We start from the raw sequence: 6,275 nt of genomic DNA on the forward strand, positions 1-6,275 counted from the left end.
CTATGAAGTGATGACTACATCACCGTCGGCCCCACCATCCAACCGTATCGCGCTCTACCGCTTTCTCGGACCACGGTTCTGGCCCATTTGGCTGGGGCTGGGACTGGTGCGTGCCGTGAATGTTTTGCCATTGCGCGCGCAGTTGGCAGTGGGCCGGGCGCTGGGCCGGCTGGCACATCGGTTCGCGCGCCGGGATAAACGCATCGCTGCCATCAACATCGACATGTGCCTGCCGGGCTTGTCGGCGACCGAGCGCGACGAGCTGGTGCGCGAGCATTTCGAATCGCTGGGCTGCACCCTGCTGGAGACCGGTCTGGTTTGGTGGGCCAGCGACGCACGGCTGCGTCGGCTGATTCAGTTCGAAGGCGAGGAACATTTGCAGACGGCGCTGGCCAAGGGCCGGGGCGCACTGATGCTGAGCGCCCACTTCACCACGCTGGAAATGGGCGCCCGCGCACTGACCTTGCTCGGGCCCACCAGCGTCATGTACCTGACGCCGAGCAATCCGCTGATCGCCGAGCTGTCCCGCCGTAACCGCGAAAAACATACGGCGCAGGCAGTGACCAGCGAACAAATCCGGGAACTCTTGCAAAACCTGAAAAGCAATCTGCCGGTGTGGTACGCGCCCGATCAGCGTTACACCGGTAAAAACAGCGAGCTGGTACCGTTCTTCGGCGTGCCGGCCGCGTCCAACGTCGCCACCTCGCGACTGGCGAAAATTTCCGGGGCACCGGTGCTGCCCTACTTTCCTGAACGGCGCGCCGACAACACCGGCTATACCATCGTGATCCATCCGCCGCTGGCCGACTTTCCTTCCGGCGACCCGGTGGCCGATACTCGTCGTTTCCACGAATTGATCGAAGACCACGCTCGTCGCAATCCGGCGCAGTACCTGTGGACCTATAAACGTTTCAAGCGCCCCGACGACGATCCTTATCGACGCCGATGAAGACCCTGTTGCCTTTACTACGGCCGCATTACTGGCCCACTTGGCTGGCCCTCGGCACGCTGCGCGTGCTGGCGCCGTTGCCCTATCCATTGCTCGCGTTAATGGGTCGCGCGCTGGGTAGTTTGTTGGCACGCCTGCCGGTCTCATTCGTCCGCATCGCGCGAACCAACATGGGCATTTGTCTGCCCGAACTGTCGGATCAGCAGCGCGAACGCCTGGTCAAGGAACATTTCAAAAGCCTGGGCGTGGGTCTGTTCGAAACCGCCATTTCCTGGTGGGCCTCGAACCAGCGCGTCGCCAAGCTGGCGCAGCTGGAAGGCAAAGGCAATTTGGATACCGCTCTGGCGCGCGGTCGTGGCGCGATTCTGTTGAGCGCTCATTTCACGACGCTGGAGATCGGCGCGCGCGTGCTGTGCGATCAAGTCCCCGGCGGCGCCAGCATCATGTACCGCCCGACAGCCAACGTGGTGCTGGAGCGGTTCTTGATGCGCAATCGCAGTGCCCGTGCCAAACGCGCCATCCCTCGCGATGACGTTCGCACGCTGATCTCAGCGCTGAAAGCCAGTGAGCCGGTTTGGTATGCGCCCGATCAGGCGTACCGCAAGAAGGGCGCGCAGATGGTGCCGTTCTTCGGCATCCCGGCAGCAACCAATACCGCCACGTCGCGACTGGCGCGCATGACCGGCGCAGCGGTGCTGCCATACTTTCCGGAGCGCCTGCCCAACGGCCAATACCGCATGGTCATTCATCCCATGCTGGAAAACTTCCCGAGCGACGATCCGGTGGCCGACGCCAAGCGCTTCAACGAATTGATCGAAGCCCAGGTGCGGCACGTGCCCGAGCAGTACTTGTGGATTCACCGTCGCTTCAAGGGACTGACGGCGGACTATCCGGATTACTACAAACGCAAACGGGCCAGCTGATGCTCGGCCGACGTTAAGTCAGTCCGCTACTCAGCCACTGCCATTCGCGCTCGCCGAATCTCACATCGGCTCGCTGCCCTTTGATCTTGTCGAGCGAGCGACGCAACCGCGCGATCACCGCCTGCTCCCACAAACCCCGCGCTTCGATGCGGCCGCGGTCGAAGTCGAGCAAATAAACATCGCGTTCGCCGGCCCCCAGCAGAATGTTATTGGCGTTGAGATCGGCGTGATGCACGCCTTCACGATGAAATGCCGCAACGGTAGTGCCAACCGCTCGCCAACCGGCTTCGGGCAACTCGTGGCCGGTGATGACATCCGCCAACGTGCGCGCGCTCGGTAACAGCTCAGTGATCAAGTCGGCACGATAAGTAAACAAACCGCGAACGTATTGAGCTGCAATCGGCGCCGGCACCGGCAAGCCGCGACGGCGCAGCTCCGCCAACAGCCGCCATTCGGCGAATGAGCGAGTGCGGGCGGCGCCGGTCCATAGGTAGCTGTCTTGCGACAACTTGGCCATCAGCCCGCCGCGGCGATAATGCCGCAATACCCAGCGGGTGCCCCCTTGCTGGCCACCAGAAGACTCGATGCCAGAGGGGGCGGCAGCAGACGAATAATCGGTCCTGGCCACGTTCAGCAACGCAATCGAGCTGCGACCGCCGGCGATCTCTTCCAAAGCCTCGCGCGCGGCCCAGTGAGCTCGCGAGAACAATTCTGCCCCTGGCTTACTTATGCGCGAAGCGTCGTATAGGATGCCGCCGCCGGCGCTGGCGATGAATTGCTCGTCGGTCATTCGGAAGGAAATGTATAACGTCACCCATCCACCTGCCAGCGTCTGCTTGTTGCGGCTTTCGGCCATCGGCGATACCTGCCACGTTCTGCCGGTGATCCGCACCTTGCAACGAGCCTGGCCCAACACCCGTTTCACCTGGGTCATCGGCCGTCTCGAAGCCAAGCTGTTCGGCCACCTGCCGGACATCGAATTCATCGTCGTCGATAAACGCAGCGGCACCTGGCAAGCACGAGCCAAGCTGCAGGAAGCCTTGCGTGGCCGCAGTTTCGACGTGCTCATGCATATGCAGCTATCGCTGCGCGCGAGCCTGCTGTCGACCGCGATTCCGGCCAAACTCAAACTCGGTTTCGATCGCAGCCGCGCGCGCGAACTGCAATGGCTGTTCACCAACCAGCGCATCGCGCCAGCCGCCCGCCAGCACGTGCTGGACAGCCTGTTCGGCTTTGCCGAAAAGTTCGACGTGTACGAACGGCTGCTGCGTTGGGACATTCCGCTCACCGACGATGCCGTGGCCTATGCGCAGAAGTTGATTCCCGAGCCGGGCAACACGCTCATCATCAGTCCCTGCTCGAGCCATAAGCTGCGTAACTGGCGCTCGGAGTACTACGCCGAGGTCGCCGACTATGCGATTGCATCGCTCGGCATGCGGGTGATTCTGTGCGGCGGCCCGAGCGACATCGAGAAGCGCACTGGCGAAGAAATCGTCAGCCGCATGAAGCACAACTGCCAGAACACCATCGGCCAGGACACGCTGCTGCAATTCTTCGCGACCCTGGGCCGCGCCACGCTGCTGATCACTCCCGATTCAGGCCCGGCCCACATGGGCACCGCGGCCGGCATCCCGGTGATCGGCCTGTACGCCGCCACCAACCCGGCGCGCAGCGGCCCGTACCTGAGTCGGCAATGGTGTGTGGACAAATACGACCAGGCCGCCCGCAAGCTGCTCAACCGGCCAGCCGCCGAGATCCCGTGGACCACCAAGATCGAGCGCCCCGGCGTGATGGACCTGATCACCCCGGACGACGTGATCAAGAAACTGCACGCGCTGCTACTGAGCCTGGCGCGTAAAAAATGATCGCCGGCCCGGCGCTGCCACGCCCGCGCCTGGCCGCCCATTGCCCCTGCCGACGCCCGTAAGCGAAACTGCCGGTATGCCCGCCACCCTGCCCGTCACGCTCCTGGTGATCGCTCGTAACGAAGCGTCCGCCATCGGCCGCTGTTTAGACAGCGTGCCGTTCGCCGCCGAAAAACTGGTGATCGACTCCGGCAGCACCGACGGCACCCAGGAAGTAGCGCAGCGGCATGGTGCTCGCGTGGTCCACCAGGACTGGCTGGGCTTCGGCCCACAACGCAATTTCGCCACCACTCAGGCCACGCACGACTGGATCCTGACCCTGGACGCCGACGAAGCGTTGTCGCCCGAACTGGCCGCCGAGTTACAGCAACGCTTGCCCGAGCTGATGCAGTCCGCCAATGCCGGCGCCATCCTGCGTCGCCAGACCTGGTACATGGGGGCACAGATGCGCTGGTACCGACCGATGGTTGGCGAACGCATGGGCCGCCTCTATCATCGCGCCCGCGCTCGCTGGACCGACGTGCGCGTGCACGAGTCCTTGCGCTTCGACGGCCCGACGCCGACCTTGCAGCATCCGTTCATTCACTTGAACAACCCGACCCTGGTGCACAAGCAGCTCAAGACGCTGCGCTACGCCGAGCTCAAAGCACGCGATTGGCTGGATCGCGGCAAGCCGGTGCAGATGTGGCTCACGCCGTTCGTGTACCTCGCCGCCTTCCTCAAGGACTATTTCTTGCGGCTGGCGTTCCTCGACGGCTGGCGTGGTTATGTAGTTGCGCAGACCGCCGCCGCGTATGCGGTGTACAAGCGCATGCGCTACTACGAAATGCAGCGCAATCCGGAGTCGCGAGACATGGCCGCCCAGCTGCTGCATGGCTATGGACTGGATCCGTAAACATTACTGATGACTAAGCACTATCTTCTGTACGGCTCGGAGCGCTATGCGCTCGCCATCCTTCGTCCGCTCCAGGATGCGATCCGCGCTCGCGGCGGCAAGGTAGCCTGGTTCTTCGACGGCCCTGGCTTTGAAGAGCTGCGCCCGGATGAAACATTCCTGCGCACCACTCGCGAAGTACGTGAGTTCAACCCGATCGCCGTGCTGACCTCGAGCAACGCCGTTCCGCATTTCTTTCCCGGCGTGAAAGTCGAAGTGTTCCATGGCTTCGACGCCGGCAAGCCGCGGCACATCTACATTCGCGGCTTCTTCGACCTGTACTGCACGACCGGTGCTCGCGACACTCAGGCCTTCAAAGAGAAAGCCCAGGAGCTGGGCCACTTCGCCGTCAAAGAAACCGGCTGGCCCAAGCTCGATCCCTTCATGCGCGCCCACGGCTCACCCGAGCCACCACCGCTGCACGAACCACCGGTGATCCTGTATCACTCCACGTTTTCGCCTTCGTGGAGCGCCGCGCCCATCCTCTACGACACCATTCGCGAGATGTCGCAGAGTGGCCGCTGGCGCTGGATCGTGACGTTACATCCGAAGAGCGCGCCTGAGACGGTTGCCAAATATCGCGCACTGGAAGGCAAGTACCTGCGCTTCGCCACCGAGGACAACATCCTCGACTTGTTCCCTCAGGTCGACATGATGATCTCGGACACATCGTCAGCGCTCAACGAGTTCCTGCTGACCTACAAGCCCGTGGTGACGTTCAAGAACCGCCGCCCCGGCCCGCAACTCATCGACATCGACTCACCGGAGTTGCTGCTGCCTGCCATCGAGAAGGCATTGGCTCGCCCGCCCGAGCTGATGCGAGCTGTGCGTGAGTACGCCGACTCGATTCATCCTTACCGCGACGGCCACTCGTGCGAGCGAGTCCTAGATGCCGTCGACGAATTCATCGCCGCCGGCGGCCGCAATCGCCAGCCGAAACCAAGCAATTGGTGGCGTAAGATCAAAATCCGCAAACGGCTGGGCTATTGGGGCCTGGCCTGACCCTGCGAGCAAATCCATGAGCACCGAAATCAAAGTCCCCGTTTCCCCAGGCGAACTGATCGACAAGATCACCATCCTGGAAATCAAAGCCGCCAACATCAGCGACGCCACCAAGCTCGCCAATGTGAAAATCGAACTGCAGTTACTGCAGGAGACCTGGCAGGCGTCGGCCTATGCCAGCACCAACATCGACGCTGAATGGAAACAGTTGCGAGATGTGAACAAGCAGCTGTGGGATATCGAGGACGACATCCGAGATAAAGAACGGCAAAAACAGTTCGACCAACAATTCATCGAACTGGCCCGAGCCGTATACATCCGCAACGACGAACGAGCCGCGGTGAAAAAGACGATCAATACGAAGCTGGGCTCGAAGATCGTCGAAGAGAAGAGTTACGCGAAGTATTGAGAAAAAGACGACGAATGAGAGGACAGAGGGAGAACGCGTCTGATCTCCCTTCCGAAGCGTAACAAGCACCGCGAACGTCAAGGCGCCGCTGGGAGCGACCTACCTGCTCCAGGCAGCGTCGAAAAAGAGGGACCTTTTCGTCGCAGTGCGCCCAGGGATGGGACCCAACGGTCGCGCGATCGCGCGACGAAGG

General features: G+C 62.1%; 7 protein-coding genes. 6 read left to right on the top strand and 1 reads right to left on the bottom strand.

Translation table 11 applies throughout. The annotated features are described in order from the left end of the window. Window positions 1–10 precede the first annotated feature (10 nt). Complete coding sequence (locus tag JNL55_RS35380; protein ID WP_293866125.1) at window positions 11–949, top strand: hypothetical protein; 939 nt, start codon at window positions 11–13, stop codon at window positions 947–949. After that, complete coding sequence (lpxL, locus tag JNL55_RS35385; protein WP_293866128.1) at window positions 946–1,872, top strand: LpxL/LpxP family Kdo(2)-lipid IV(A) lauroyl/palmitoleoyl acyltransferase; 927 nt, start codon at window positions 946–948, stop codon at window positions 1,870–1,872. The genes JNL55_RS35380 and lpxL overlap by 4 nt, the downstream gene beginning before the upstream one ends. A gap of 13 nt (window positions 1,873–1,885) precedes the next feature. On the opposite strand, the gene JNL55_RS35390 is transcribed toward lpxL, so the two are convergent. Then, window positions 1,886–2,662: a 3-deoxy-D-manno-octulosonic acid kinase gene (locus JNL55_RS35390; RefSeq protein ID WP_293866131.1), complete on the bottom strand. Its 777-nt coding sequence runs from the start codon at window positions 2,660–2,662 to the stop codon at window positions 1,886–1,888. Window positions 2,663–2,672: 10 nt separating this feature from the next. Between JNL55_RS35390 and JNL55_RS35395 the strand changes: the two genes are divergently transcribed. The 4 genes from JNL55_RS35395 (at window position 2,673) to JNL55_RS35410 (ending at window position 6,082) form a co-directional block, all read left to right on the top strand. Continuing rightward, window positions 2,673–3,737 (top strand): glycosyltransferase family 9 protein, encoded by a 1,065-nt coding sequence (locus tag JNL55_RS35395; RefSeq protein ID WP_293866134.1) that lies wholly within the window; start codon window positions 2,673–2,675, stop codon window positions 3,735–3,737. A gap of 76 nt (window positions 3,738–3,813) precedes the next feature. After that, window positions 3,814–4,632 carry a glycosyltransferase family 2 protein gene (locus JNL55_RS35400; protein WP_293866137.1) on the top strand — a complete coding sequence of 273 codons (819 nt, stop codon included), beginning with the start codon at window positions 3,814–3,816 and terminating at the stop codon, window positions 4,630–4,632. A gap of 9 nt (window positions 4,633–4,641) precedes the next feature. Continuing rightward, a complete protein-coding gene (locus tag JNL55_RS35405; RefSeq protein ID WP_293866140.1) occupies window positions 4,642–5,673 on the top strand; it encodes a hypothetical protein in 1,032 nt (343 codons plus the stop codon). A gap of 16 nt (window positions 5,674–5,689) precedes the next feature. Beyond that, window positions 5,690–6,082: a DUF6165 family protein gene (locus JNL55_RS35410; RefSeq protein WP_293866143.1), complete on the top strand. Its 393-nt coding sequence runs from the start codon at window positions 5,690–5,692 to the stop codon at window positions 6,080–6,082. Window positions 6,083–6,275: the final 193 nt, after the last annotated feature.

Source organism: Steroidobacter sp. (genome assembly GCF_016790065.1).
Classification (GTDB): Bacteria; Pseudomonadota; Gammaproteobacteria; order Steroidobacterales; family Steroidobacteraceae; genus Steroidobacter.